The sequence below is a fragment of the Microbacterium protaetiae genome, from assembly GCF_004135285.1.
Taxonomy (GTDB): domain Bacteria; phylum Actinomycetota; class Actinomycetes; order Actinomycetales; family Microbacteriaceae; genus Microbacterium; species Microbacterium protaetiae.
The window spans coordinates 1,455,769-1,479,370 of record NZ_CP035494.1; the positions used below are offsets into that span (position 1 = coordinate 1,455,769).

The 23,602-nt window shown below is 67.5% G+C and carries 23 protein-coding genes, 1 tRNA gene and 1 pseudogene; 14 read left to right on the forward strand and 11 right to left on the reverse strand.

The features are described 5' to 3' along the window. Positions 1 to 60: 60 nt before the first annotated feature. From ET475_RS06810 to ET475_RS06825, 4 genes are read right to left on the reverse strand one after another with little or no spacing between them, the layout of a single operon-like run. Positions 61 to 1,494: an FtsW/RodA/SpoVE family cell cycle protein gene (locus tag ET475_RS06810; protein WP_129393754.1), complete on the reverse strand. Its 1,434-nt coding sequence runs from the start codon at positions 1,492 to 1,494 to the stop codon at positions 61 to 63. Then, complete coding sequence (locus tag ET475_RS06815) at positions 1,494 to 2,735, reverse strand: PP2C family protein-serine/threonine phosphatase (protein ID WP_129387649.1); 1,242 nt, start codon at positions 2,733 to 2,735, stop codon at positions 1,494 to 1,496. The genes ET475_RS06810 and ET475_RS06815 overlap by 1 nt, the downstream gene beginning before the upstream one ends. A 12-nt stretch (positions 2,736 to 2,747) precedes the next feature. Then, entirely contained in the window at positions 2,748 to 3,278 is a 531-nt protein-coding gene (locus tag ET475_RS06820) for an FHA domain-containing protein FhaB/FipA (protein ID WP_129387652.1), read from the reverse strand. Beyond that, entirely contained in the window at positions 3,275 to 4,003 is a 729-nt protein-coding gene (locus tag ET475_RS06825) for an FhaA domain-containing protein (protein WP_129387655.1), read from the reverse strand. Before ET475_RS06825 ends, ET475_RS06820 begins: the two co-directional genes overlap by 4 nt. Before the next feature lie 797 nt (positions 4,004 to 4,800). Between ET475_RS06825 and ET475_RS06830 the strand changes: the two genes are divergently transcribed. From ET475_RS06830 to ET475_RS06850, 5 genes are all read left to right on the forward strand, one after another. Continuing rightward, positions 4,801 to 4,884, forward strand: a tRNA-Leu gene (locus tag ET475_RS06830). Between the two features lie 66 nt (positions 4,885 to 4,950). Then, entirely contained in the window at positions 4,951 to 5,424 is a 474-nt protein-coding gene (locus ET475_RS06835; protein ID WP_129387658.1) for a hypothetical protein, read from the forward strand. A gap of 34 nt (positions 5,425 to 5,458) precedes the next feature. After that, complete coding sequence (locus tag ET475_RS06840; RefSeq protein WP_129387661.1) at positions 5,459 to 6,193, forward strand: DUF6226 family protein; 735 nt, start codon at positions 5,459 to 5,461, stop codon at positions 6,191 to 6,193. A gap of 19 nt (positions 6,194 to 6,212) precedes the next feature. Continuing rightward, positions 6,213 to 6,863: an MBL fold metallo-hydrolase gene (locus ET475_RS06845; RefSeq protein ID WP_129387664.1), complete on the forward strand. Its 651-nt coding sequence runs from the start codon at positions 6,213 to 6,215 to the stop codon at positions 6,861 to 6,863. Then, the gene (locus ET475_RS06850; RefSeq protein ID WP_129387667.1) at positions 6,863 to 7,300 is read left to right on the forward strand and encodes a MarR family winged helix-turn-helix transcriptional regulator; all 438 of its coding nucleotides are present in this window, start codon (positions 6,863 to 6,865) and stop codon (positions 7,298 to 7,300) included. The genes ET475_RS06845 and ET475_RS06850 overlap by 1 nt, the downstream gene beginning before the upstream one ends. Here ET475_RS06850 and ET475_RS06855 read toward each other — a convergent pair. Then, on the reverse strand, positions 7,297 to 8,121 hold the full coding sequence (locus ET475_RS06855; RefSeq protein WP_129387670.1) for a FadR/GntR family transcriptional regulator: 825 nt from the start codon (positions 8,119 to 8,121) through the stop codon (positions 7,297 to 7,299). The two genes, ET475_RS06850 and ET475_RS06855, sit on opposite strands and share 4 nt — an antisense overlap. A 147-nt stretch (positions 8,122 to 8,268) precedes the next feature. Between ET475_RS06855 and ET475_RS06860 the strand changes: the two genes are divergently transcribed. From ET475_RS06860 to ET475_RS06885, 6 genes are all read left to right on the forward strand, one after another. After that, positions 8,269 to 9,561, forward strand: coding sequence for an ABC transporter substrate-binding protein (locus ET475_RS06860; RefSeq protein WP_129387673.1), 1,293 nt, complete (start codon positions 8,269 to 8,271; stop codon positions 9,559 to 9,561). 89 nt (positions 9,562 to 9,650) lie between these two features. Next, positions 9,651 to 10,577: a carbohydrate ABC transporter permease gene (locus ET475_RS06865; protein ID WP_242497791.1), complete on the forward strand. Its 927-nt coding sequence runs from the start codon at positions 9,651 to 9,653 to the stop codon at positions 10,575 to 10,577. Next, a complete protein-coding gene (locus ET475_RS06870; protein WP_129387676.1) occupies positions 10,574 to 11,464 on the forward strand; it encodes a carbohydrate ABC transporter permease in 891 nt (296 codons plus the stop codon). Before ET475_RS06865 ends, ET475_RS06870 begins: the two co-directional genes overlap by 4 nt. Before the next feature lie 6 nt (positions 11,465 to 11,470). Further along, positions 11,471 to 12,616 (forward strand): galactonate dehydratase, encoded by a 1,146-nt coding sequence (gene dgoD / locus ET475_RS06875; protein WP_129387679.1) that lies wholly within the window; start codon positions 11,471 to 11,473, stop codon positions 12,614 to 12,616. 50 nt (positions 12,617 to 12,666) lie between these two features. Beyond that, on the forward strand, positions 12,667 to 13,905 hold the full coding sequence (manD, locus tag ET475_RS06880; RefSeq protein WP_129387682.1) for a D-mannonate dehydratase ManD: 1,239 nt from the start codon (positions 12,667 to 12,669) through the stop codon (positions 13,903 to 13,905). Continuing rightward, a complete protein-coding gene (locus ET475_RS06885) occupies positions 13,902 to 14,423 on the forward strand; it encodes a gluconokinase (protein WP_129387685.1) in 522 nt (173 codons plus the stop codon). The genes manD and ET475_RS06885 overlap by 4 nt, the downstream gene beginning before the upstream one ends. Before the next feature lie 8 nt (positions 14,424 to 14,431). Here the strand turns inward: ET475_RS06885 and ET475_RS06890 are convergent, their stop codons facing one another. Together ET475_RS06890 and ET475_RS06895 are read right to left on the reverse strand one after the other, a co-directional pair. Beyond that, entirely contained in the window at positions 14,432 to 14,917 is a 486-nt protein-coding gene (locus ET475_RS06890) for a GNAT family N-acetyltransferase (RefSeq protein WP_129387689.1), read from the reverse strand. Between the two features lie 40 nt (positions 14,918 to 14,957). Beyond that, entirely contained in the window at positions 14,958 to 15,602 is a 645-nt protein-coding gene (locus ET475_RS06895; protein WP_129387692.1) for a GntR family transcriptional regulator, read from the reverse strand. Between the two features lie 409 nt (positions 15,603 to 16,011). Between ET475_RS06895 and ET475_RS06900 the strand changes: the two genes are divergently transcribed. Continuing rightward, positions 16,012 to 16,218 carry a cold-shock protein gene (locus ET475_RS06900; RefSeq protein ID WP_129387695.1) on the forward strand — a complete coding sequence of 69 codons (207 nt, stop codon included), beginning with the start codon at positions 16,012 to 16,014 and terminating at the stop codon, positions 16,216 to 16,218. Between the two features lie 27 nt (positions 16,219 to 16,245). Here ET475_RS06900 and ET475_RS06905 read toward each other — a convergent pair whose 3' ends face one another. The 3 genes and pseudogenes from ET475_RS06905 to nucS form a co-directional block, all read right to left on the reverse strand. Then, positions 16,246 to 17,517, reverse strand: a complete 1,272-nt coding sequence (locus ET475_RS06905; protein WP_129387698.1) for a coiled-coil domain-containing protein — start codon at positions 17,515 to 17,517, stop codon at positions 16,246 to 16,248. 166 nt (positions 17,518 to 17,683) lie between these two features. Next, positions 17,684 to 18,355: pseudogene (locus ET475_RS06910) on the reverse strand (HAD hydrolase-like protein); the annotation flags it as partial. A gap of 468 nt (positions 18,356 to 18,823) precedes the next feature. Continuing rightward, entirely contained in the window at positions 18,824 to 19,519 is a 696-nt protein-coding gene (gene nucS / locus ET475_RS06915; RefSeq protein ID WP_129387705.1) for an endonuclease NucS, read from the reverse strand. Between the two features lie 88 nt (positions 19,520 to 19,607). Between nucS and ET475_RS06920 the strand changes: the two genes are divergently transcribed. Beyond that, a complete protein-coding gene (locus tag ET475_RS06920; protein ID WP_242497792.1) occupies positions 19,608 to 20,990 on the forward strand; it encodes an MFS transporter in 1,383 nt (460 codons plus the stop codon). Positions 20,991 to 21,119: 129 nt separating this feature from the next. Here ET475_RS06920 and ET475_RS06925 read toward each other — a convergent pair whose 3' ends face one another. Beyond that, a complete protein-coding gene (locus tag ET475_RS06925; protein WP_129387709.1) occupies positions 21,120 to 22,370 on the reverse strand; it encodes an MFS transporter in 1,251 nt (416 codons plus the stop codon). A gap of 59 nt (positions 22,371 to 22,429) precedes the next feature. Between ET475_RS06925 and ET475_RS06930 the strand changes: the two genes are divergently transcribed. Beyond that, on the forward strand, positions 22,430 to 23,467 hold the full coding sequence (locus tag ET475_RS06930; protein WP_129387712.1) for a LacI family DNA-binding transcriptional regulator: 1,038 nt from the start codon (positions 22,430 to 22,432) through the stop codon (positions 23,465 to 23,467). The last annotated feature ends 135 nt before the right edge of the window (positions 23,468 to 23,602 follow it).

The following is a 23,602-nucleotide window of genomic DNA, read 5'->3' on the forward strand; positions in this document are numbered from 1 at the left end:
GATCACCACCATTCCGGTCGTTGAGCGGGCGAGGCGAGTCGAAACGACGTTCCGGGCACGTCATCCGATCACCACCCGCGGCCGCGAACGCACGGCATCAGAGATGCGCAGCAGAATCGCCACGATGAGCCAGTTCGCGACCAGTGACGACCCGCCCGCGGCCAAGAACGGCGTGGCCAGCCCGGTCAGCGGAATCAACCGCGTGACGCCGCCGACCATGATCACGACCTGCAGCGCCACGGTGAACGAGACACCCACCGCCAGCAGTTTGCCGAAGTCATCCTGCCCGTTCACACCGATGCGCAGACCCCGGGCCGTGAACACCATGTACAGCGCGAGAATCGCGAAAAGTCCGATGAGTCCGAGCTCTTCGCCCAGGCTGGGAAAGATGTAGTCGCTCTCGGCGACCGGCGTCAGCCATGGGCGGCCCTGGCCGAGCCCCGTGCCGAGCAGGCCGCCGTGCGCCATGCCGAAGATGCCGTCGACCAGCTGGGCACTGCCGCCGTACGACCAATACAGGTCGGGGTCGAAGGCGTTGAGCCAGTTGTCGAACCGGCCGTGCACGTAGGGCAGCACCCGCCAGGCCACGAACGCGCCACCGGCGGCCAGCACCACGCCGATGAGCACCCAGCTGGTCTTGCCGGTGGCCACGTACAGCATCGCGACGAACATGCCGAAGATGAGCAGTCCCGTGCCCAGGTCGTGCTGCATCACGATGATGCCGAGCGAGACCAGCCACAGCACGAGCAGCGGGCCGAGCTCGCGGGCGCGTGGCCAGGTGAAGCCGAGGAATCGCTTGCTGGTCGAGGTCAGACTGTCGCGGGTGCGCACGAGATAGCCCGCGAAGAAGATCGCCAGACAGATCTTGGCGATCTCACCCGGCTGGAAGGAGAAGATGCCCAGCGAGATCCACACGTCGGCTCCGGCATCCGTCCCCAGACCCGGCACCATCGGCAGCAGCAGCAGCACGACGCCGGCCAGCCCGAACAGATAGGTGTACCGGAACAGCACGCGGTAATTGCGCAGCAGCACGATCACCAGAATCGCCCCCACCAGGGCGATGCCCGCCCAGGCCAGCTGACGGTTCGAGTACGCGGCCCAGCCGTGCCGGCCCCAGTGCACGTCGAGGCGGTAGATCATCGCCAGGCCGATGCCGGTGAGCACGGTGGCGATCGGCACCACGAACGGGTCGGCGTCGCGGGCCACGATGCGCAGGGTGATGTGCAGCGCCAACGCCAGGGCGGTGAGCACGCCGAGGTAGATGAGGAACTTCGGGTCGACCTCACCGGCCGCACCCAATTGCACCAGCACGACCGCCGAGCCGTTGACCAGGAAGGCGAAGATCAGCAGCGCGAGTTCGCGATTGCGCTGCTTCTGTGGCACGCGGATCTTGCGCAGCGCGCGCAGCACAGCGGTGTCGGTGCTGCCGTCGTCAGACGGCGCCGCGGCCGGCTCGGGCCGGACCGGCGTGATTCCACCGGGAGGCGTACGCATCATTCGCTCCCTATGTTCTGACGCAGCTGGTCGACGATCGTGTGGGCATCGTCGAGGGAGTCGACGGGGATCTTCTGCTGCACGGTCTCGCGCTCGAACTCGGGCAGCACGGCCAGCGGCAAGCCGGTGTCTTCGTAGGGCGTCGACAGCGAGAACGGTCCGACGTTCTGCGGGATGCCGCGGAAGATGACCACGGTGGCGGTCTGTTCATCGGCACCGATGAAGTAGCGGGTCTGTGTCCACTGGTAAGCGCCGAACAGGGCGCCGGCGATGAGCGCGAGCACGAGCACGAGCCCCGCGATCCAGCCGATCCGCCGCCGCCGGGCGCGCCGGCGGTCTTCTTCGATCAGCTCTTCGAGATACTCGGCGGCCGGCTCGAAGTGCGTCGGCTCGTTGGCCGCCTGCCGGGCGGGGTGGAACCACGAGATGCGGCCGGTGCGGGCGGCCGGCACCTCGACGCCCTGGGGGTTGGATGCCGCACCCACGACCGTGGGCGTGCCCGAGACGAGTGGGTGCTGCCCGCCCACGTCGACGATCACAATCGTCACGTTGTCGGGAGCCCCGGCATCCAACGCCTGCTTCAACAGGATGTCGGCGGTGCGACCGGGAGCCATGCCCAGCGCCATCGTCTTGGCCGTGTGGGTATCGTCGACGACCCCAGACAGGCCGTCGGAGCACAGCAGCCACCTGTCGCCGGGGCGGGTCGGCATGACGAAGGTGTCGACCTCGGGATCGGCCTCCATGTCGGAGAGCACCCGCATGAGCACCGAGCGGCGCGGGTGGTAGCGGGCCTCTTCGGGAGTGATGCGGCCCGAGTCGACCAGGCGTTGCACGAAGGTGTGGTCGGTGGTGATCTGGGTCAGCGCGTCGTCGCGGTAGAGGTAGATGCGTGAGTCGCCGATGTGGGCAATCACGGCGTAGTCGTCGACCATGATGATCGCGCAGACCGTCGTGCCCAGCCCTGCCAGCTCGGGCTTGGTCTTGACGGTGTTTATCAGGTCGGTGGCTGCGGCGTGGATGGCGTCTTCGAGCGCCTTCTCGGCCTCGCCGGTGGTCGCGTAGACGCGGTCGAGGCCCTCCAGGCGCGCTATCGCGATGCTCGAGGCGACGTCGCCCCCGGCGTGCCCGCCCATGCCGTCGGCGACGACGAACAGATTGGCGCCGGAGTAGCCGGAGTCCTGGTTGTTCGCCCGCACCTTGCCGGTGTGCGAGAGCGCGGCGCTCGAGCCCGAGAAGACCATGTCGGCCGCGGCCTACTTCCGCAGCTCGAACGTCGTGGCGCCCACCTTGATGGGCGCGCCGACGGTCACCGGAGCGGGGGCCGACACGCGATGGCCGTCGTGCCAGGTGCCGTTGGTCGAGTCGAGATCCTGGATCATCCACTGCTCGCCCCACAGCACGAGGCGGGCGTGGTGGCTGGAGGTGTAGTCGTCACGGATGACGAGCCCCGACTCGCTCGAGCGCCCGATCGTCAGCGGCTCGGTCCCGAGGGGCAGCTCGAGGCCCGCCTTGGGGCCGCTCGTGATGACGATGCGCGAGACGGTCTGGGTCGTGGCGGCGCCGCCGCCGGCCGGTGCCGGGGCCTTCAGCGCCTGCACCGGCACGGTGGCATCGCCCGGTGCGGCTGCGGGTGCCGGTGCCGCGGGCACCGCCTGTGGTTCGGGCAGCTTGCGCACCTTGACACCGAACAGGTCGGCGCGCAGCGAATACACCACCGCGAACACGAAGAACCACATCAGCACGAGAAAGCCGATGCGCAGAAGAAGAAGGGTCAACTCGCTCACAGACGGCCCTCCCCCACGCCGAACTGCCGGGTTGCGGCATCCGTCGCCCGCGCAATCGGAGCCGCCTGTGGCACCACGCGGAACACGATGTCGGTGCGGCCGATGCGCACCGTCGATTCGGGTGGCAGGGGCGCTTCGGTGACCTTCTGGCCCTCGAGCAGCGTGCCGTTGGTCGAGCCGAGGTCGCGCACCATGGCGCGCTCGCCGTCCCAGAGGATCTCGACGTGCTTGCGGCTCGTGCCCGCGTCGGCGATCGTGATGTCGGCGTCGCTGCCGCGACCGATCACCGTGCGCCCCTTGCGCAGCGGGTGACGCTTTTCGGCGATGTCGACCACGCCGCGCCACGATACCGTGCCTTCGGCCGTGCGCGAATCCACGCGCAACGTGCCTGTGGATAACTCATCGTCGCGCTGCAGGGTCACCGAGACGGGGCCGGCGAACGAATAGTGCTGGGATGCCGCATGCGTGCGCACGATCTCGGTGAGTTCGCCGATCAGCGCCGGGCCGATGGCCGCCATGCGTTCGGAGTCGGCCGGCGCCAGGCGCACCGCGAGGGTGTTCGGCACGAGAATGCGGTCGCGCGAGACGACGGCGGCCTTCTTGTCGAGCTCGCTGCGCAGGGCAGAGGCGATCTCGACGGGTTGGATGCCGCTGCGAAAGGTCTTCGCGAACGCGCCGTTGACGGCACGCTCGAGTCCCCTCTCGAAGCTGTCAAGTAGTCCCACACGACTCCTCAGGCAGGCGGTCTGGTGGCTACATGGTAGTTGTCCCGGCTGGGGACAGTGTGGATTCGCCCGGTTCCGCCGGTGTAATCACCCTCTCGGCGGTGTCTTTGCGGCGCGTGTCACACATCGTGCGGGGCGCCGCGGGGGCATGCCGCCGCGCCTGTGACGCGCTCGCGGGAGGCGTCACAGAAGGGGTGGCTTCGGGGGCGCTGTGGCCGCCTTTTCTGTGACGCGCCGCGCCGGGGTGTCACAGGAGTGGTGGCTCTGATCGGGCTGTGGTCGCTTCTTCTGTGACACGGTGGCCGGGATGCTACGCCGGGATGCTATGCCGGGATGCCACGCCGGGCCGCCACGGGGTAGCCGCGCGCGGAGGGGCTGTCACCGCGCGCAGATGGGATGCCGCGGGGAGGCGAGCCCTGCGCGGCCGTGCGTGTCACAGAAGGTGCGACCTTGGTGGCGCCTTGGCCGCCTTTTCTGTGACGCGCCGCGCCGGGGTGTCACAGGAGTGGTGGCCCTGAGCGGACTGTGGTCGCCTTTTCTGTGACACGGTGGCCGGGGTCGCCGCGCGCGGAGGGGCTGTCACTGCGCGCGGAGGGGCTGTCACCGCGCGCGGATGGGATGCCGCGGGGAGGCGAAACTTGGACGGCAGCGCGTGTCACAGAAGGGGTGGCTTCGGGGGTGCGGTGGCCGCCTTTTCTGTGACGCGTCGACAGGGGATGCCGCGTCCTCCTCGGATTCGGACCGTGCGTGCCTCCGTGCTATCCTCGACAAGTTGAGTTCGGGGTTGTCCCCGACTCGCGCGAGTGGCGGAATTGGTAGACGCGCTGGCTTCAGGTGCCAGTGCCCGCAAGGGCGTGGGGGTTCAAGTCCCCCCTCGCGCACACAGCGAGAAACGGCCCCGAGAGGGGCCGTTCTTCTTTTCACGAGGGCGTGAAAGGTGTGGATGAATGGGTTACATCATCGTCGTGCTGGCGCAAACGGTCGTCTTGCCGGTGGTCAGCGGCGTCGTCGAACTGATCGCCGTTGGTGGGGACCCGATCCTCGTCTTCGGAAAATGGTGGGTCTTCTGGGGCGTGGGCACGCGTCTGCTCGTGGCCGGTGCTGTGCAGGCATCCGGGAAAGGGCTCACGGCTCAGGTCCTCGGTGTCGACGCGCCGGGTGTGCAGGAAGTCCAAGTGACACGCGAATTGGGGACGGCCAACATCGCGATGGGAGTGGCCGGGCTTTTCGCGCTCGTTCCCGGCTGGGCGGTGCCTGCCGGGGTTGCGGGCGGTGTGTTCTTACTCATCGCAGGCTGTTTGCACGTGGCGAAGAAGGGGAAGAACGCCCAGGAGGTCGTCGCGACCTTGACCGATCTGCTCGTGGGCGTGGTCGTGGTCGTGTTGACGGTCTACGTTCTCGTCAGTGCGATGACGGGCTGACACATCCACCGGCAAGAACGAGACAATCGTTCGCATGAGGGAGTACACCAGGCCGCACATCGAGCCGGTCGAGTTTCGAGACGATGACGGGACTGTCATCGACTACGGCAACCGGTGGGCGAGCCGCGGTGGAACCCCACCCGAAGACAGCTATTCCGTGGAAGAGCACCCCGAGCGCTTCGCTCCCCTGCACACCGTGGCGACGGCGCTCATCGACTATCTCGTCACGACCTACGACGTCGATGTCGAGGAGGGATATCACGTCACCACGAACCTGCTGCACCAGCCGGCCGCCGAGCAGACGGTGCGTGCCGTGCGCTTGACGCCGCGAGGCGATGCCTGCGCGCCGCTCGTGTTCGTCCTGACGGACTACCCGGCGCTGCGCCTGTACGCCGGAACGCTCTTCGAGGCGCGGTACCCCTCATGTGGCTGTAAGGCCTGCGATGAGCGCTGGCAAGAGGGTGCGGAAGAACTCGAATGGCAGACGTTCGCCATCGTGGGCGGCGGCTTCGCCGAAACGGTCAGCGAACCACGCCGTGCGAAGTGGAGCTATGACCGTGGGTACGGCTTCGTGAAGGGAATGGGACAGACCGTTTCTTATCGCCTGTGCGGCCTCGACGCAGAAACCGAGAACAGCGGCCAATTGCGCGCCGAGGATGTGCCCGCCGCACTGCTGGAAAGCGCCCGCTCCAGGCTCGAAGCCGTGGCCGCAGTCAGCCCCGACGGCAACTGGCAGCCGTGGCCGAGACTATACAACAATGTTGTATAGTCTCCTCGGAGGTGGTTCCATGAAGCTGACCAAGCATGCACATGCGTGCGTCGTTGTCGAAGATCGCGGCGTGCGCATCCTGATCGACCCCGGCACTTTCACACCGAACGCCCGTGATCTGCTCGCGCAGGCAGACGCCGTGCTGATCACCCATGACCATTTCGACCACTTCGACCTCGATGCCGTGCGCGACGCGCTGCAGACGCGACCACAGCTCACGGTGTTCGGCCCCTCAGCGGTGATTCAAGCTCTCACCGCGTCAGGAATCGAGGGTGCGCGGCTGCACCGCGTCGCGGATGGCGAACAACTCACGGTGGCCGGTATCGACGTGACGGTTGTGGGCGGCCCGCATGCCCTCATCCATGACGGAATCTCCGTTCCCGACAACGCCGGCTACCTGATCGCGGGCACGGTCTACCACCCCGGTGACGCCTACGCTGTCCCCGCAACCCAGGTCGACACGGTTCTCGTTCCAAGTAGCGGACCGTGGACGAAGGTGGGAGATGCCATCGACTTCGTGCGCGCCATCGCACCACGCCAGACGGTCCCCATCCACGAGGCAATGCTCAGCGAAATCGGAATCGGGTCGTTCGCACGGTTCCTGGGCCCCGACGGGCTCACCGGCGTTGAGCTGGTTCCGCTGGCGCCGGGTGCGTCAATCGAGATCTGATGGCGTCCCTCCCGGGCGAAGAGTCCTCGGCTAGCGCGCTCGCTGAGCAGCTGCGGCAGGCCGTCAGCTATTTCGTGCGCCGAACCCGCGCCCGCAGCGACGAACTCACCCGAAGCCGCGCAGAGGCTCTCGCGCAGCTTGACCGAGCCGGCGCCCAGACGATCACCCAACTTGCCACACATCTGGCGGTGCTCCATCAAGCCATGAGCAGAACTGTGCTCGAACTCGAGCATTCGGGCCTTGTCGCGCGGCAGGCGAGCCCGGCGGACTCGCGGGCATCCGTCATCCGAATCACCGACGCCGGCGCCCAGGCACTCGCACGTGACCGGGAGACAAGGCGCGACCTCATCGGCGACATGATCGCCGCGTGCCTCGATGACCAGGAGCGCGCGCTCTTGGAGCGCGTGCCCGGGCTATTGAAGAAACTCACGCCTTAGGCGCCGCCGTCGCTGGGCGGGGCCCCGTCGGGATGCTGCACAGCAGCGGCATCGGTGGCGAGGTCGTCGACTTCGCCACCCTCCCAGATCGAGCTCATCTCGAGGAACGTCCGCTGCATGATCCGCAGCATCGCCGCCTGAGCGTTCTCAGCATTGCCGCGCTGAATGGCGCTGGCCACATCGACGTGAAACTGCAGCGCCTCGATGTGTGGATGGGTGGGCATGAGCCCGTACTGCGTGCGCCCGGTGAGCACCTCTTCGACGAGCGTGTGCAACTTGGCGAACATCTCATTGCCCGAACTGGTCAGCACGAGGCGGTGAAACTCGATGTCGACCTCGAGAAAGCGGTCGCGGTCGCCCTCCTGCCCGGCCGCCCACAGCTTGCCGGCAAGGCCCATCAGTTCGCTTGCACCCGCCAGCGGGGCGCGAATGGCCGCGAGCCGAGCGGCCTCGGGCTCGATCGCGTTGCGCAATTCGGTGAGCGAGCGCAGCTGGGCGATACGACCGGGGGATGCCAGACGCCAGCGGATCAGCTGCGGGTCATACAGATTCCACTCCGACTGGGGCAGCACGTGCACCCCCACCCTTCGGCGCGCCGAGACCATGCCCATCGCCGCGAGCACACGGAGAGCCTCTCGCACGACGGAGCGGGACACCTCGTATCGCTGTTCGAGTTCGTCAATGCGCACGACTGATCCGGCGGCAAGCTCACCCGTGCACAGGGCGAGTCCGAGTTTGTCGAGCACGTGGGCGTGAAGCCCTTGAGGGTGCGCGGCGGCATCGTGACGCCCCGGCTCGACCTCATTGACGTTGTCGGTCACGAACAGATCATATCGTTCCGATCACGCAGTTGAATAAAGCAGATGTTATTTGCTAGGTTTCCGTAATTGGGGCGATGTAGCCGGAGTGCAACGGCGCCTCGCAGCAACAAGAGCACGCATCATCACACCAAGACAGAGGAAGTCGTAATGAAGCGATCGGTACTCCGACTCACCGGCCTGGCGACAGCAGCGCTGGTCATGGCAGGCGGCCTTGCCGCGTGCAGTTCGGGCGGCGGCTCAGGCGATTCGGACACGCTCCGCGTCACGCTCGTGAACCACGTGTGGACCGACATCATCAAGAAGAAGATCCCGGAGTTCGAGAAGCAGACCGGGATCAAGGTCGAGGTCGCGCAGTTCGGCGAAGACCAACTGTCCGACCAGTACAACGTCAAGCTCAACGCGGGAACCGATGACATCGACGTGATGATGTACCGCCCCCTGCAGGAGGGCAAGCTGTTCGCCAAGAACGGGTACATGGCCGATCTCACCGACAAGGTGGCCTCGAACGCCGATTGGAACTGGTCGGACTTCCAGGAGGGTCCGGTCAACTCGACGACGTACGACGGCAAGGTCGTCGGGGTGCCGATCATCACCGAGCAGGAAGTGCTCTATTACCGCAAGGATCTGCTCAAGGCGGCCGGGCTCGAAGTGCCCAAGACCATGGACGACCTGCTGGCGGCGGCTGAGAAGATCAAGAACGACAACCCCGGTGTCGCCGGCTTCGTCGCTCGCACGGGTAAGTCGGCGGCGGTCACGCAGTTCTCGAGCTTCCTGTACAGCTACGGCGGCGATTTCACCGACGCTGACGGCAACGCGAGCATCAACACCCCCGAGGCCAAGGCCGCGTACGCCACCTACGGAAAGCTCATCCACGACTTCGGCCCGGCCAACGTCAGCACCGACATGAGCTGGTCAGAGGCCATGGCGATCTTCACGCAGGGCGGCGCAGCCTTCTACACCGAGGCCGACAGTCTCTACAAGAACGCCACCGACCCCTCGAACTCGAAGGTCTCTGACACCGTCGGCTTCGCGCCGCTGCCCGCAGGTCCGGCCGGTTCGAAGGCGTACAACGTGCCGTCATGGGCCCTGGGCGTCAATGAGTCGTCGTCGCACCAGGACAACGCGTGGAAGTTCATCGAGTGGGCCACGAGCCAGGACATGACCCTCGAGATCCAGCAGGCAGGCGTGCCGGGAGCGCGCACGTCGGTGTGGGACGACCCGGATGGTATCTCCACCTACCCCACCGACCTTGCGGCGGCGATCGCCGCCAGCACGAAGACCGGTGTCGGTCATGACCGCCCGCTGGTCATCAAGGTGCCCGAGGCGCGTGAAATCGTCGGCGAGCCGATCGTGGTCGCGATCACTGGTGGTGACTCAGCGGCATCCGCCGACTCTGCCAACAAGGCGTTCCAGACGCTGTTGGACGACGAGAACAAGTAGCAACAGCACGTCACGTGCCCGCGACGGCCGGAGCGGCATCCCGAATGGATCGCTCCGGCCGCCGCCGGCCCCGCACAAGGAGGTGAAGGATGTCTGTGACGACCGGTCTGGCCGCATCGCGCCGCAAGACGTTCTCGGACTGGGCGAACCGCCATCGCAAATGGCTGTTCGCATCGCCGGCGATGATCATCGTCGGTCTGCTCATCGCCATCCCACTCGTCTGGACGATCTACCTGAGCCTCACGAACTCTGAGGGCTCGGTGCGCGCCGACCACGACTTCATCGGTCTGGGCAACTATGCGGCGGTGTTCGCCGACTTCGAGCGGTTCTGGCCGGCGGTCTGGCGCACGTTCATCTTCGCCGGCGGCGTGCTCATCGTCGAGCTCGTGCTCGGCATGGCGATCGCGCTGCTTCTCTGGCGCCCGTTCCGCGGTGAACGCTGGGTGCGTGTCGCGATCCTGCTGCCGCTGGTTGCCACCCCGGTCGCCGTCGGGATGATGTGGAAGCTCATCTTCGACCCGAACATCGGCTTCGCCAACCAACTGCTCGGCTTCTTCGGCATTCCCGCCCAACCCTGGCTGTCGGGCGAATACACCGCCTTGCCGACAGTGATGTTCATGGACATCTGGCAGTGGACGCCGATGGTGGTGCTCATTCTGCTGGCCGGGCTCACGTCGCTGTCAGAGGAGCCCGACGAGGCGGCACGCATCGACGGCGCGAACGCCTGGCAACGATTCTGGTACGTCACCTTGCCGCTGTTGCGGGCCACCGTCGTGGTCGCCGTGCTGCTGCGCAGCATCGACGCGCTCAAGACGTTCGACATCCTGTATGCGACAAAGGGCAAGGGCGGCGGCGCCTTCCACGAGGTCGAGACCCTGAACGTGTACGCATACGGGCTCAGCTTCGACTACAACGAGTACGGCGTCGCCTCTGCCGTGCTCATCATCTTCTTCCTGCTGATCATCGCCATCATGTGGCTGATCACGTTCCGGAGAAAGGAGAAGGCGTCGAAATGACCACGACACCCACTCTCGCCCCGAGCAGTCCCGTTTCTGCATCTGCCTCGGTGACCGCGCGCCGTCGCCGTCCGCTTCGCTCACGCGCCTACACGTGGTTCCGCGCGATAGCGCTGGTGGTCATCGTGCTCGTTTTCGTGCTGCCGTTGGCATGGATGCTGCTGTCGTCGTTCAAGACCAACGTCGACATCTACGACGCGGCCAAGACGCTTGTCTTCACGCCCACTCTCGAGAACTTCGCGAATGTGCTGGGCCGCGACAACTACTTCCAGTTCATCTTCAACAGCGCGTGGATCGCCTTCGCCTCGACAGCCCTGTCGCTCGTGGTGGGCGTGCCCGCGGCCTATGCGATGAGCAGATTCTCGATGGGCCGCTCGGCGGGCGTGGTGCTGCTGGCACGCATCATCCCCGGCGTCAGCCTGCTGGTGCCGTGGTACTTCATCTTCGCGAACCTACGCCTGGTGGGCGGATACAGCGTGCTGATCCTCTCGCACATGTTCGTCGCGCTGCCGTTGATCGTCTACATCATGATGTCGTTCTTCGACTCGCTGCCCGAAGACCTCGAGGAATCGGCGCAGGTCGACGGGCTCACCCCCATCGGGGCGTTCCTGAAGATCACGCTGCCGTTGTCGGTGCCGGGTATCGCGACTTCCGGCATCCTGTCGATCATCTTCTCGTGGAACAACTTCATGTTCGCGCTCGTGCTCTCGGGTGCGAACACGAAGACGCTCCCGGTGGCCATCTTCAACTTCGTGTCGTACGCGAGCATCGACTGGGGCGGGCTCATGGCCGCCGCCGTCGTGGTGACCGTGCCGATCATGGTCATCGCTCTGTTCACGCAGAAGTACATCGTCTCGGGCCTGACGGCCGGGGCGACGAAGGGCTGATCTCGCATGAGGATTGATCGTCTGGAGACGTTTCTGGTCGCCCCGCGCTGGCTGTTCGTGCGCATTGAGGCCGACTCCGGCCAGGTGGGTTGGGGCGAGGCATCCCTCGAAGGGCACTCCGACACGGTGCGCGCCGCACTCACGCAGTTCGCGGAGTATCTGATCGGCCGCGACCCTCTCACCATCGAGGATCACTGGCAGGTCCTGAGCAAGTCGGGGTTCTATCGCGGTGGACCCGTGCTCGCCAGCGCCGTCTCGGGCATCGATCAGGCGCTGTGGGATCTTGCCGGGCATCACCTCGGAGTGCCCGTGCACCAGCTGCTCGGCGGTGCGGTCCGCGATCGCATCCGCGCTTACGGCTGGGTGGGTGGCGACGACCCGTCCGAGATCGCCGATGCCATCCAGGCGCAGCTGGATGTCGGGCTGACTGCGGTCAAGATGAACGCGAGCGGGCGGATGAGCCGCAATGGATCGGTCGCGGAACTGGATGCCGTGGTGCGGCGGGTCGCGGCCGCCCGTGAGGTCCTCGGCCCGAACCGTGACATCGCCGTCGACTTCCACGGACGATTCACGCTGGCCACCGCCCGCCGGATAGCGCCGCTTCTCGAACCGTTCCATCCGTTCTTTCTCGAAGAACCGGTCGTGCCCGAGAACTCGCACGCGATCGGCGCCCTCGTCACCTCCACGACGATCCCGGTCGCCACGGGTGAGCGGCTGTACAGTCGGCAGGAGTTCCTGCCCGTTCTGCAGGCCGGCATCGCCGTCGCCCAGCCCGACCTCTCGCACGCGGGTGGCATCAGCGAGGTGCGGCGCATAGCGTCGCTGGCCGAGGTCTACGACGTGCAGCTGGCCCCGCACTGTCCCCTCGGTCCTCTGGCGCTGGCCGCCTGCCTGCAGGTCGGCTTCGCCACGCCGAACTACCTCATCCAAGAGCAGAGCATCGGCATTCACTACAACCAGGGCGCTGAAGTGCTCGACTACGTGCTCGACAAGGAGCCGCTCAAGTTCGTCGATGGCGCGATCGAGCGCCTCACCCGACCGGGGCTCGGCATCGAGATCGACGAAGCCGCGGTGCGTGCCGCCGATGCGAAGGGCCATGAGTGGCGCTCGCCGGTGTGGCGATACGACGATGGCTCGCTGGCCGAGTGGTGACGCCGCGCACCGCCTGCTGACCCCACCATTCCCTGAGTGAAGGAAACACCATGAAGATCGAACGCGCCGAGGTCATCGTCACCAGTCCCGACCGGAACTTCGTGACCCTCAAGCTCACGACCGACGACGGGCTGACCGGGCTGGGGGATGCGACCCTGAACGGGCGCGAGCAGGCGGTGGTCGCCTACCTGTCCGAGCACGTCGTGCCGCTGCTGATCGGCCGCGATGCGCACCGCATCGAAGACACCTGGCAGTTCCTCTACCGCTCGGCGTACTGGCGGCGGGGGCCGGTGACGATGGCGGCGATAGCGGCGGTCGATGTCGCCCTGTGGGACATCAAGGCGAAAGCGGCGGGCATGCCGCTGTATCAGCTGCTCGGTGGCGCATCGCGCACCGGCCTGCTGGCGTACGGGCACGCGTCGGGAAGGTCGCTGCCCGAGCTGTTCGACTCGATCCGCTCGTACCAGGAGCAGGGGTACAAGGCGATCCGGGTGCAGACCGGTGTACCCGGGCTGCGAGCGATCTACGGCATCGCCTCCAACGCCACGTCCGAGGGCAACAAGGGAGTGCGCTACGACTACGAGCCCGCGCAGCGCGGCGCGCGCCCCAGCGAAGAGGACTGGGACACCCGTGCATACCTGCGGCATGTGCCCACGGTCTTCGAGGCCGTGCGCAACGAATTCGGGCCAGAGGTCCCGCTGCTGCACGACGGGCACCACCGGATGACCCCGATCCAAGCGGCAAAGCTCGGCACGTCGCTCGAGCCCTACGATCTGTTCTGGCTCGAGGACTGCACTCCCGCCGAGAACCAGGAGGCCCTGCGCCTGGTCCGAGCGCATACGACCACGCCCCTGGCGATCGGCGAGATCTTCAACACGGTGTGGGATTACCAGCAGATCATCCGCGAGCAGCTCATCGACTACGTGCGCAGCGCCGTCACGCACACCGGCGGCATCACCCACCTGAAGAAGGTGCTCGAGTTCGCCGCGCAGTACCAGATCAAGTCGGGTATGCACGGGCCCACCGACATCTCGCCGGTCGGGATGGCTGCCGCGATGCACCTGGGATTGTCGATCCACAACTTCGGCATCCAGGAGTACATGAAGCACGGCGAGAAGACGAACCGGGTCTTCGAGCAGTCATTCACCTGGAACGACGGGATGCTGCACCCGGGTGACAAGCCCGGGATCGGTGTGGAACTCAACGTCGACGAGGCGGGCAAGTACCCGTACGAGCAGGCATACCTTCCTTACAACCGGCTCGCCGACGGCACAGTCCACGACTGGTGAACGCGCAGCACGCACCACTGATCGTCGTGTTCGGCGTGTCGGGTTCGGGAAAGACGACGGTCGGGACGGGCCTCGCGGATGAACTCGGCGTGCCGTTCATCGATGCCGATGCGCTGCATCCCGCATCGAACGTCGCCAAGATGGCGTCGGGCACACCTCTCGACGACGATGATCGCCGACCCTGGCTGGCCCGCGTCGGCGACGAGCTCGCCCGCGCAAGGCGCGCAGGTACCGGCCTGGTCATGGCATGTTCGGCGCTCAAACGCGACTATCGGGATCTGATCCGCGCTGCCGCGGGTGGGGTGACGTTCGTCCATCTCGACGGGGAACGCGAGGTTCTCGCACGCCGCACGCAGAAGCGCAGCGGCCACTTCATGCCGCCCAGTCTGCTCGACTCGCAGCTCGCCACACTCGAGCCCCTTCAGCCTGACGAGGCGGGGGTCGTGGTGGACATCTCGCCGTCGCCGGCCGAGGTCGTCACCCGGGCGCGGGCGCTCATCGCCGCCGACGTGGCGTAGGTGATGCGTTACTCCACAACCGGAACGAGCGCGTAGACGAGCTCTTCGGCCTCGCGGCCCAGTCCCGGTGCGAATTGCAGCGAGCGGGAGACTTCGGTGAAGCCCGCCCGCTCGAGCACCGCCACGGCGGCCACATTGTGCGCGGCCACCCGGGCGAAAAGCGGTCGCGCGGGCTCGTGCGAGATCAGCAGGCGCAGCGCTTCGGTGGCGACGCCTCTCCCCCACGCGTGCCGGGCTATCCACACCGTCACCTCGCGGTCGCCGGCCACGGTGAACGCCGCGGCTATTCCCGCGAAGCCGCCGCGCTCGGTCACCACGCGCAGCGAGACCTCGGGCGACCGGCGACGCGGGGCCAGCCACTCGTCGAACGACGCCCGGTCGGCAGCATCCGCCCGCGTGAACGCCGCCATTGCGACCGCCTCGGGGTCGCGCAGCATGTCGAACACGGTGTCGAGGTCGTCGTCGTCAAGGTCACGCAAGTCGATGTGCCCCATGGCGCAAAGCTACCCCGGCGGCGTCGTGAGTGGGAGGCCCTCAGCCCAGGCCGTGCTGCATGCGCAGGATGCGCTCGGCGCGGTCGCCGTCGCGCGCGGCCACCGCGTCGCGGAACACCCGATACATATCCGTGCGCTCGGCCTCTTCCATCACGTGCGGCGACCACCCGTAGAGGTTGCGGCGCAGACCGAACTCGCACTCCTCGAGGATGCTCTGCAGTTGGCGGTTGCCGGTCGCGTAGGTGACCAGAGTGAAGAATCGTGCGCTGACCCCCAAGATCTCGCGACGGTCATCGGTCAGGGATGCCGCGATCAGGTCGTCGACACCGGCGAGAAGTTCGTCGAGCTTGTCGTTCGAACAGCGCCCGACGGCCATGCGCACGGCGTTGCCCATCGTGTAGACGATGAACTCGTGCGTCGCGGTGAGCATCGATTCGTCGGGAATCGACACCCGGGTCCAGCGGTTCGCCGACACCTCCACGAGTCCGCAGCGTTCGAGGCGCTGCAGTGCCTCGCGAACCGGGGTGCGCGAGACGCCGAGTCGCTCGGCGAGCTCGGTATCGCGCAGTCTCTCGCCGGGAGCGAGACGTCCGTCGAGAATGGCTTCGCCGAGGACGGTGTACACCTCGTCGCCGAGGACGGCGCCGCGGGGGTCAAGCGGCGCGAAAGCAACATCGCTGGTCATGGGTGGCCCAAGTCTATGTTCGAGGGGGGTCCGATCGCCGGGGGACGACCGGGAATAACAGAGCACTGGGGAGTCGCAGAGGAATATATCAGTCTTCGCCGACCGATGGGAGCGTTCCCGTGGAGACGTTGGGCTTCACGACCCGAAGAAGTGGTCATTCTGGCTGGGCGGTCCGCGATATATCAGTAGAGTTGAGGGGTCACGTTCGCGTGACCTATCCGGGGGGATCCGTCGATGCCCGGGCGTTCGGGCGATCTGCCCAGCCCGGGCATCGTATGGGGCTGCGGCATCCGTTCTGCAACATTTGTGTCACCATCCGACATCAGACAACCGCGGCGCGCCCGCTTTCGTTAGCGTGGAGGAAATCCCGGCGCACGGTGTGCTGGGAACTGAAGAAGAACGGCAGTACATGAGCACCCAGGGCACCGTCAAGTGGTTCAACGCGGAGAAGGGCTTCGGATTCATCGCCCCCGATGAGGGAGGCGCCGACGTCTTCGCGCACTACAGCGCCATTCAGTCCAACGGCTTCAAGAGCCTTGAGGAGAACCAGCGGGTCGAGTTCGAGGTCGCCCAGGGCCCCAAGGGCCTGCAGGCTGAGAACATTCGCGCGCTGTAACAACACAGCACTGCGCGGCTCTCGCCGTCACCGACCCGATGTCATGCGGTCGTAGGCGGCGAGGGCCTGCGCATCTTCGGCATGCCGCATGGCACGCCGTGCCGCGTCGAGCGCCTCGACAGGGTCGGGCAGCTGGCGGGCCTTCGCGAGTTCGTCTTGCGCCGACGCGAGGCGAACGCGCGCATCGACGCCGCTTCGGGTGGCGGATGCCTCGGCCCGCGCCACCGCCGACTGTGCCGCGGCGATCGTGCCGGTGAGGGCCGAGTGCGCGCCTCGCAGCCGCTGCTGTGCGGTGCGTGCGTCGCCCAGTGCGAGGTCGAGCCGGTCGCGCAGACGTGCGATGCCGTCGACAGTCTCGGTCGGCCGCCGGGCGGCATCCCTTTGCAATGCGGCCAGGGACGACTCGGCGTCATGGATCGCCGTGCCCAGACGCGCGGCGGCGTCAGGCTCGAGATGCTCACGCACCGCCATCGCCTGGCGCACGGCCGACCGCGTCGCATCGAACTCGCCCGGCAGCGACTGCACCGCCTGCGTGATGAGGCCGTGCACTTCTTCAAGCCGTCGGGTCTCTGACTGGGCGGAACGAATGCGGCGCTCGGCCAGCGCGAGGTCAGAGAGCGCGCTGCGCGAGGGATCGCTCGCACTGGCGGCGGCCCGGTCGAGCAACTCGGCGGCTTCGTCGGCATGGGCGACAGCCGCCGTCGCCGAGGCTGCGGCATCCCTCCACTCCGCCTCGTCGTAGCGCTCGCGCAGTTCGGCCAGCAGCGCCCTCGGGTCGCCCATCTGCTCACGCACCGTCGCCAGCCGGCCGCGGGCCGAGGTGATCTGGTCGGCGGCAGAGGTGTTCTCCTGCATCCACTGCGCGTGCTCGGTGCGCGCATGGGCGATGGCAGCCATCGCCTCATCGACACGCGTCGAGATCAGGCGTGCGCGGCGCTGCACCTCGGCGGGAAGCAGCGAGTCGTCATCGGAGATCGTGCGGAACACCCCGAAAGCGTCATCGCGCACGTGCTGAGCGGTCATCCGCGAACGGCGCAGCGAAGCGGGGGCGCTTCCTCCATACAGCGCACCCGACAGTCCCACCTCAAGGTCGAGCTCGCCCACCGCGTCGTCGAGCTGCACGAGATCGACGCCCGCCTTCGTGCGCGCCTGGTCGGCTGCGGCGCGGGCACGCGGCGAACGCCGTGCGGCACGCACGGCCCAGCCGATGGCGACGACGACGATGCCGGCCACCACCACGACGACCAGCGCGGGCACGCCCCACCGCAGGATCTCGGCGAGCAGCTCGGCGGATGACATGTCAGTGGCCCGTGGGGGTGGACGCCGGGGTGGGTGTGGTGGTGGCGTTGGTGGCCGGAGTGGTAGCGGTGGCGTTGGTGGCCGGAGTGGCCGGAGTGGTGGTGGCGGCGTTGGTGGCCGGAGCGGGGGTGGTGGCGTTGGTGGCGGTGGTGGCCGACTCTAGTGGCTCGGCAAGCAGGAGCAGGTCGCGTAGCTGGTCGACCGTGTCGACGGCGGCCTGTGCGCCTTCGGACTCGTGCGGCCAGCTGAAGCCCCAGCGCACGAAGATCACCGGAACGCCCTGTTCGACCCCGCCGTCGACATCGTGATGGCGGTCGCCGATCAGCACGGGCCGGCTCGTGTCGACGCCTGCGGCCTCGAGGCGACGCAGCGCTTCGCCGACGATGTCGGCCTTGCGGCTGAGCGTCTTCTCGTCGGGGGTCGAACCTGCGATGGCGACCAGGTGGGTGTCGAGGTCGAAGTACTCCATGAGGGCGACGACCTGCACCTCGGGCTTCGAGCTGGCCGTCGCTTGCGGAACGCCGGCGGCGTCGAGGTCGATGATGAGCTCGCCGATTCCCGGAATGAGCCGGGCTCCCGCCGTATAGCCCTCGGCCTTGCCGACGGTGCGGTAGTAGGTGACGGCTTCGGCGGCCAGCTCGGCGGTGACCCCGAGGTTGGTCTGCATCGACTCGTACATCGGCGGACCGATCCAATGCACGAGCTCTTCGCGGGTGGGCGGCGGAAAGCCGAAATGCTCGAGCGTGATGGTCAGGCGGCGGAGAATGCCTTCCGATGCGTCGATGATCGTCCCGTCGACATCCCACAGGATGCAGGTGAACGGCGAGCGATGAGGCATGGTTCCAGCCTACGGGGTGCGGTGTGCGGCACTTCGTTGGCGTGGTGCGGTGGGCGTGGGGTACTGGGTGGCGGGACGAGGGCGGCGCTCCGGGTGTGCTGGGGCGGTGCTCCGGGCGGGCCGGGGTGGCGCTCCCCGCCGTTCTCCGATCAAAACTCAGCTCAGTTGTGCTGCCTGGGCGCGGAAGAGCCCGGTTCGGGGGTCTCACCGCACGGATGGGCTGAGTTTTGAACGCCGCTGAGCTCGCACGTCGACGTGTGCGCCGGTGGCGCTCCGGGTGTGCCGGGGCGGCGCTCCCGGCCGTTCTCCGATCAAAACTCAGCTCAGTGGTGCTGCCTGGGCGCGGAAGAGCCCGGTTCGGGGGTCTCACCGCACGGATGGGCTGAGTTTTGAACGCCGCTGGTGGGCGTCCGGTGTGCTGTCGGGCGTGCCGGATGAGATCCGGATCAGACCCGCATCAGACCCGGATCAGAACAGGCGCGGTGCGCCCGATTCGATGCCCTTCATCTCGTCGTAGTCGAGAGTCACGCACCGGATGCCGCGGTCGGTGGCCAGCACCTTGGCCTGCGGCTTGATCTCCTGCGCGGCGAATACTCCGGTCACCGGCGTCAGGTGCGGATCGCGATCGAGCAGCTCGAGGTAGCGAGTGAGCTGCTCGACCCCGTCGATGTCGCCGCGACGCTTGACCTCGACAGCGACCGTGCCGCCGGCTGGGTTGCGCAGCAGCAGGTCGACCGGGCCGATCGCCGTCGGAAACTCTCGCCGCACGAGTTGCAGCCCGTCGCCTATCACCTCGACCTGCTCGGCGAGCAGTCGCTGCAGGTCGGCTTCGACGCCGTCCTTCTGCAGCCCGGGGTCGATGCCCAGCTCATGCGCGGAGTCGTGCAGAACCTCGAAGATCTGCACCACGAGCTCGTCGCCGCTCTTGCGGTGTGTGACACGCCATTGCTCCAGGACTCCGGCGGACGCGGCATCCTCTTCTGGCTCTTCGACCACCAGGGTGCAGGGCGGGCTCATCCAGTTCAGCGGCTTGTACGAGCCGCCGTCGGAGTGCACGAGCAGACTGCCGTCGCCCTTGTGCACGAGCAGCCGCGTGGCTTCGGGCAGATGGGCGTTGAGCCGACCGTGGTAGTCGACGGCGCAGCGGGCGATCACGAGACGCACCCGACGAGCCTACCCGCTCGACTACCGGGTGCCCCGGACGGGCCTGACCGTGAGGGTGGAACGCGCGCGAGAGTGCGAGGATCGAGGGGTGCCAGAACAGGGAGAGGATGCCGCGCGGCGGCGCTCGACGCTGACCGTGGCCGCCCTCAGCCTGGGCACGACGCTGAACCCGTTGAACTCGTCGATGATCGCGGTGGCACTGCTCTCGCTGCAGCACGACTTCGCGCTGACGACCCCGCAGGTTACCTGGGTGATCACCCTCTTCTACATCGCCTCGATCGTCGGCCAGCCCTTGATGGGTCGGGTGATCGATGCGTTCGGTGCTCGCCGCGTCTTCGTGGCGGGCATGGTCGTGGTCATCGTGGCCGGCGTCATCGCGCCGCTGGGCGGATTCGCGCTGGTTCTTCTCTCGCGGGGGATCTTGGCGCTGGGCACCTCGGTCGCCTTCCCTGCGGCGGTGGCGCTGGTGGGTCCGCTGGCCCGGGCCGGCGGGATGAGTCCGCCGCGCCTTCTCGCGCGCATTCAGATAGCGAACACGACCGCGGCGGCGCTCGGCCCGGTCGTCGGCGGACTCCTCATCGCCGTCGCCGGGTGGCCGGCCATCTTCCTGATCAACGTGCCGCTGGGCATCGCTGCACTGGTGAGCGTATGGGTGCTGGCTCCGCGTGACACGCGGCGCGAAGCGGTGACCGGCTCGGCCGTGCTGCGGGTGCTCGACCCGGCGGGAGTCATCTCGTTCGCCATCGCGGCGGTGGCGTTGACGATCGCGCTGCTCGGGGCCGGCGGCGAGGCGACGTGGGCGGTCGTCGCAGCCGGGGTCGTCGCGCTCGGGCTGTTCGTCTGGCGCGAGCTGCGCGCTCGTTCGCCGTTCATCGACGTGCGGATGCTGGCCGCCAACCGCGCCCTCACCTTGTCGTATCTCGGGTTCACCGTGTTCAGCGCGCTGTACTACCTCGCCTTCTTCGGACTGCCGCAGTTTCTCGAGGCGCACGCCGGGTACTCCACCGCCATCGTCGGGCTGCTCATGCTGCCCTTGTCGGGCATGACGATCGCCATCGCTCCGCTCGTTGCCCGCGCCATCGACAAACGCGGACTCGTGCCGGTGCTGGTGACGATGGCGGGCACGCTGCTGGTGGCGGCGGGGATGCTGGGAATCGGCGTCGTCACGACCGCACCCGTGTGGATGCTGCTCATGGCGGCCGTCATGGGCATTCCCTACTGCATGGGCTCCCTCGTGATGACCGAGGCGGTGCGGCGCACGGCTCCGCCCGATGCGGTGGGAGTGGCATCCGGGCTGCTGCAATCCACGCGCTACCTCGGTGCCATCGTCGCGACGGTGGTGCTAGGGCGCATGCTGGCCGGCGGGGTGGATGCCGCAGCCTGGGGTGGCGTCGTCATCGCGGCCGTGGCGACCGGTGTCGTGCACGTGGCGATAGCGCTGTTTCAGGCATCCGCCCTGCGGCGCGCGTAGCGCCCCGCCGGGCGTGCCCGGTGGTGCTGCCCGGATAGCGGCAAATTCCATATGGAACCTCCCAAACCACATGAAACTGCCGACAAATTGATGTGGTGTGGGAAATTCCATATGGAATTTCCCACCGCGTCAGTCGGCCCGGGTTGATGGCGTCGCGTGCCCCGCCCCCACCGTCGACCCCGCGATCGGGCGCGCGGCGCCCGAAGCGAAGCCCGACAGCACAATGAGCCCGACGATGATGTACAGCGTGTTCAGCAGTCCGATGTGGTCGCTGATGAAGCCCAGCGCGGGCGGGCCCGCCAAGAACGCGACATAGCCGATTGTCGCGGCCGCACTGACCCGCGCGGCCGCCTTGGCCGGGTCGTCGGCCGCCGCCGACATACCGAGCGGAAAGCCCAGCGACGCGCCCAGCCCCCACAACGCTGCCCCCGCGAACACCAGCGGAAGGTTCGGCGCGAGGATGAACAGCAGCAGGCCGGCACCAGCCAGAACGGCCAGGATACGCAGGGTCGTGACGCGTCCAAGCCGGTCGACGAGCGGCCCACCGAGAATGCGCGCCGCGGTCATGCACACCGAGAAGGTCGCCAGCACCGCGGCACCCATCGCCTCGGGGGCGTCGTGGCCGTCCACAACGCCCAGGGCGAGCCAATCGTTCGCGCCGCCCTCGGCGAACGCCATACCGAGCATGATCAGACCGAGCGCATAGGTGCGCGGCTCGCGCCACGCCGACAGCGCCACGTGCAGGCGCTCACGCCACCCGTCGCGCTCTTCGGTGGGCGAGGCATCCATCGCCGCTTCACGCGCGGGCACGTTCACGATGCTGATCACGCCGATGATCACGATGATCACCGACATGATGGGCAGGTGGATGCCGGGGGCCAGACCGACGGCGATGGCGAGCGTGCCCAGCCCGGCCCCGATCACGGTGCCGAAGCTGAAGAACGCATGGAACAGCGGCAGGATCGTCTTCTTCAGCTGCTTCTCGATCGCCGCCGCTTCGACGTTCATGATCACGTCGAGGCATCCATTGCCGTAGCCCCACAGCACGAGTCCGATCGTCACCACCGGCCACGACACGAACACGTCGGTGCCGATGCCGATGGTGGTCACGCCCACGGCGAAGACCACCATGAGCGTGAGCATCGACCGCCGCGCACCGAAGCGGGCGAGGATCACCGAGCTGGTCGACAGGCCGAGAATCGAAGCGACTCCCCCGATGAAAAGCATCAGCCCGACGTCGGTGCGGGTGATGCCGAGAGTGTCGCGGATCGCCGGCACCCGCGCCGACCACGTCGCGATGCTCAGCCCGCTGGCGAGGAAGATCGCGAAGATCGCATTGCGCCAGCGCACGAGCTGCGAGCGGGTGAGCACCGGATCCATCGAGCCAGTGTATCGAATCGATTCGAGCCGTGCATCATCGGGCCGGGTACGATCAAGGCGTGAGCACGCGTAGAGCCACCATCTCTGATGTCGCCCGGGCCGCCGGGGTGGCGGCCTCGACCGCGTCGGTCGTGTTCAGCGGCAAGACGCCCGTCTCAGACGCCACGCGCCAGCGGGTGCTCGACGCCGCAGCCGAACTCGATTACACCGGCCCCGACCCGCGAGCGGCATCGCTGCGGCGCGGGCGCAGCGGCATCGTCGGCGTGGTCTTCGAGGGGGCGCTGCGCACGGTCTTTCTCGACCCGGTGACCCGCATCATGATGGATGGGGTCGCCGACGGCGTCGCGTCACTGGGCGCCGGCCTGCTGCTGCTGCGCGACGACGATCGAGAGCCCACGCTCGTCTCGGCTCCGCTCGATGCGGCGGTGCTCGTGGGCTGCAATGCCGGGCTGCGCGAATCGATGGCGATCCTGCGCTCGCGCGGGATTCCGGTCGTGGTGATCGAGGGGGATGCCGGACCCGACGTGCCGCAGATCGACCTGGACAACCGCGACGCCCAGCGCGAGATGGCGCAGCACGTGCGCACGCTCGGCCACGAACGCGTCGTGGCCGTCACCCTGCCGTGCGATGCCTCGCGGCGTCGCGGCTGGATTCCCGTCGATCAGCAGTTCACCGTCGACGTCACCCGCGACCGGCTCGCGGGATTCCGCGACGTGTTCCCGGATGCCGGTGCCCTGGCCGCCGCCGGAAGCTCGATCGACGAGGGGCTCATCGCCGGGCGGGTGCTCTTTGCCGACCCGGCCGGTCGCCCGACCGCCGTCATCGCGCAGAGCGACATGCTCGCGGCGGGCGTGATCCGCGCTGCTGAAGAGGCCGGGCTGCGGGTTGCGCACGACGTGACCGTGACCGGGTTCGACGGCGTGAGCGTGGATGGCCTGGCCCCGTACGAGCTGACGACGATGGCTCAGCCGGCTGCCGACAAGGGCCGTGCGGCCGGGCAGGCGGTCGCCGCGATGCTTGAGGGGCGGGATGCGGCATCCTTCCGCTTCACCTGCACGTTCCGCGCCGGCAACACCGCCGCTGCGCCGTCGGCCTGACCCGGCATCCCGCCTCGCCTCCCGACGGGAAATTCCATATGGAATTTCCCAGACGACATCAAATTTCCGGAAAATTGATGTGGTCTGGTGAAGTCCATATGGAATTGCCGGAGCGGGGCGGAAAGTAGGATGGAG

What these genes read in the sequence shown, in the direction of transcription:
- ET475_RS06865 (WP_242497791.1), top strand. Translation starts at nt 9,651, where the DNA reads ATGTCTGTGACGACCGGTCTGGCCGCATCGCGCCGCAAGACGTTCTCG.
- ET475_RS06845 (WP_129387664.1), top strand. Translation starts at nt 6,213, where the DNA reads ATGAAGCTGACCAAGCATGCACATGCGTGCGTCGTTGTCGAAGATCGC.
- ET475_RS06840 (WP_129387661.1), top strand. Translation starts at nt 5,459, where the DNA reads ATGAGGGAGTACACCAGGCCGCACATCGAGCCGGTCGAGTTTCGAGAC.
- ET475_RS06870 (WP_129387676.1), top strand. Translation starts at nt 10,574, where the DNA reads ATGACCACGACACCCACTCTCGCCCCGAGCAGTCCCGTTTCTGCATCT.
- ET475_RS06835 (WP_129387658.1), top strand. Translation starts at nt 4,951, where the DNA reads ATGGGTTACATCATCGTCGTGCTGGCGCAAACGGTCGTCTTGCCGGTG.
- ET475_RS06900 (WP_129387695.1), top strand. Translation starts at nt 16,012, where the DNA reads ATGAGCACCCAGGGCACCGTCAAGTGGTTCAACGCGGAGAAGGGCTTC.
- ET475_RS06905 (WP_129387698.1), bottom strand. Translation starts at nt 17,517, where the DNA reads ATGTCATCCGCCGAGCTGCTCGCCGAGATCCTGCGGTGGGGCGTGCCC.
- manD (WP_129387682.1), top strand. Translation starts at nt 12,667, where the DNA reads ATGAAGATCGAACGCGCCGAGGTCATCGTCACCAGTCCCGACCGGAAC.
- ET475_RS06925 (WP_129387709.1), bottom strand. Translation starts at nt 22,370, where the DNA reads ATGGATCCGGTGCTCACCCGCTCGCAGCTCGTGCGCTGGCGCAATGCG.
- ET475_RS06895 (WP_129387692.1), bottom strand. Translation starts at nt 15,602, where the DNA reads ATGACCAGCGATGTTGCTTTCGCGCCGCTTGACCCCCGCGGCGCCGTC.
- ET475_RS06850 (WP_129387667.1), top strand. Translation starts at nt 6,863, where the DNA reads ATGGCGTCCCTCCCGGGCGAAGAGTCCTCGGCTAGCGCGCTCGCTGAG.
- ET475_RS06810 (WP_129393754.1), bottom strand. Translation starts at nt 1,494, where the DNA reads ATGCGTACGCCTCCCGGTGGAATCACGCCGGTCCGGCCCGAGCCGGCC.
- ET475_RS06860 (WP_129387673.1), top strand. Translation starts at nt 8,269, where the DNA reads ATGAAGCGATCGGTACTCCGACTCACCGGCCTGGCGACAGCAGCGCTG.
- ET475_RS06890 (WP_129387689.1), bottom strand. Translation starts at nt 14,917, where the DNA reads ATGGGGCACATCGACTTGCGTGACCTTGACGACGACGACCTCGACACC.
- dgoD (WP_129387679.1), top strand. Translation starts at nt 11,471, where the DNA reads ATGAGGATTGATCGTCTGGAGACGTTTCTGGTCGCCCCGCGCTGGCTG.
- ET475_RS06815 (WP_129387649.1), bottom strand. Translation starts at nt 2,735, where the DNA reads ATGGTCTTCTCGGGCTCGAGCGCCGCGCTCTCGCACACCGGCAAGGTG.